General features: G+C 71.7%; 3 protein-coding genes. 1 reads left to right on the forward strand and 2 read right to left on the reverse strand.

Features of this window, described 5'->3' with window-relative positions; genetic code table 11:
- Nucleotides 1–644: helix-turn-helix domain-containing protein (locus AIIKEEIJ_RS14410; RefSeq protein ID WP_161995938.1), on the forward strand; the 644-nt coding region annotated here is incomplete at its 5' end.
- A 75-nt stretch (nt 645–719) separates the two neighbouring features.
- On the opposite strand, the gene AIIKEEIJ_RS14415 is transcribed toward AIIKEEIJ_RS14410, so the two are convergent.
- Both AIIKEEIJ_RS14415 and AIIKEEIJ_RS14420 read right to left on the reverse strand, forming a co-directional pair.
- A complete protein-coding gene (locus tag AIIKEEIJ_RS14415; RefSeq protein ID WP_006946204.1) occupies nt 720–1,211 on the reverse strand; it encodes a hypothetical protein in 492 nt (163 codons plus the stop codon).
- A 72-nt stretch (nt 1,212–1,283) separates the two neighbouring features.
- Nucleotides 1,284–1,591: 4-hydroxyphenylacetate 3-hydroxylase C-terminal domain-containing protein (locus tag AIIKEEIJ_RS14420; protein ID WP_274386866.1), on the reverse strand; the 308-nt coding region annotated here is incomplete at its 5' end.

The raw sequence follows: 1,591 nt of genomic DNA on the forward strand, positions 1-1,591 counted from the left end.
GGGCCGACACGCCGAGTGTGATCACCCACTGGGGCGCAACGTGTTCCGTGCTCGGGGTGAAGTTCGACCGGGAGCATCTCGAGCGGGAGGCCGACCGGATCCTCGGTTCGCCGGTGCGATCGAAGCTCGAGCTGCCCGACCAGCTCGACCTGACCGGTCCGGCGAGCGAGTGGCACGGGCTCGTCCGGGCCCTGTCCGAACAGCTCGACGGCGCCCTCGAGGTGGTGCGCAATCCGGTGGTCGGGGCGCAGCTCGCCGGTGCCGTGACCGCGGCGTTCGTCCTGGCCGTCGCCCCGCAGGACGGACCGGCCGGACCTCCGCGGCCGGGTATGATCCGTCGCGTCCTCGACGCCCTGCACGACGATCCCGGTCGGGCGTGGACCGCGGCAGACATGGCCGAACTGGCCGGCACCAGCGTCCGCCGCCTGCAGGAGGCGTTCGCCCACTTCGTCGGCCGCAGCCCGTCGGCGTGCCTGCTCGACATCCGGCTCGACCGCGCCCACGCCGACCTCGTCGCCGGAGCGGGCGCGGTCACCGTCGCCGACGTGGCCTACCGGTGGGGTTTCAGCCACCCCGGCCGGTTCGCCGCGGCGTTCAAGCGGCGCTACGGGACGACGCCCGCGGAGGTCCTGCGCGGCCGCTGACGCACACAGAAGTCCCGGACGTCGACAACCGTCGAGACGCTTGTCGATGTCCGGGACCTGTGTCGTTGCGTGGGCCTACCCGACCCAGAACTGCGGGGTGGGCCGGTCGAACGACAGCTCCGGGAAGTCGTCGTCGCAGATCGGGACCCGGGCTCGGCGCTCGACGTAGTCGTGGCCGTAGGCGCGCATGTGCTCGATGCACGCGACGGTGTATCCGACGGGATCGGGGTGGACGGCGGTGGCCGGCCGGAAGAGGTTGGGAAAACCCTTCGCCGTCAACGTGTTCGCCGTGCACCGCGCACCGTCGCGGCCGCACAGCGGGAGGGTGCCGTCCCCGTCGACGAGGAACTTGGCCCGCGCGACGACGGTCGAGCCGTCGAGGATGTCCCAGCGGTGGTCGACGTCGTCGTAGCGGGCGGAGGTCGCGCCGGCCGTGTCGTGGACGGCCAATCGCAGTTCGTCGCGCAGGCGGCCGGCCGCCCGCAGGGCGGCGAAGGAGCGCCCGAGGACCACGGCGTCGAACTCCGGGACGGGGGCACGGGCGACGGACTTCGAGGCGGTGGTCATCTCGGGCGCTCCTTCGCGGGTGGAACGCCGCGCGCGGGCGGCAGGGGATCGCCCGCGCGCGGCAGCTGGGGGTTACTTGCGGTAGTAGGCGCTGACGTCGTCGTTGCCGATGAGGTCGGGCACGGTCCAGCCGTCGAGGTCGTACTCGCTCATGAACTGCTCGGCCAGGCCCTTCATGCCGGAGACGATGCCGCGGTTCTCGGCGGCGAACAGCAGTTCGGCCTTGACGTTCTCGTGGTTGCCGGAGTAGTTGCGCTCGTACAGTTCGTGGCGGCCACCGAACTCGGAGCCGATCGAGTCCCACAGGGCCTTCATGACCTTGACCCGGTCCACGGCGGTGATGCCGTCGGAGCCGCGGACGTACTTGTCCAGGTAGGGGC

The organism is Rhodococcus sp. YH1 (genome assembly GCF_009939605.1).
Taxonomy (GTDB): Bacteria; Actinomycetota; Actinomycetes; order Mycobacteriales; family Mycobacteriaceae; genus Rhodococcus; species Rhodococcus aetherivorans.

Bases quoted from the DNA above. Each gene is read 5' to 3' on its own strand.
- AIIKEEIJ_RS14415 (WP_006946204.1), bottom strand. From the start codon at position 1,211: ATGACCACCGCCTCGAAGTCCGTCGCCCGTGCCCCCGTCCCGGAGTTC.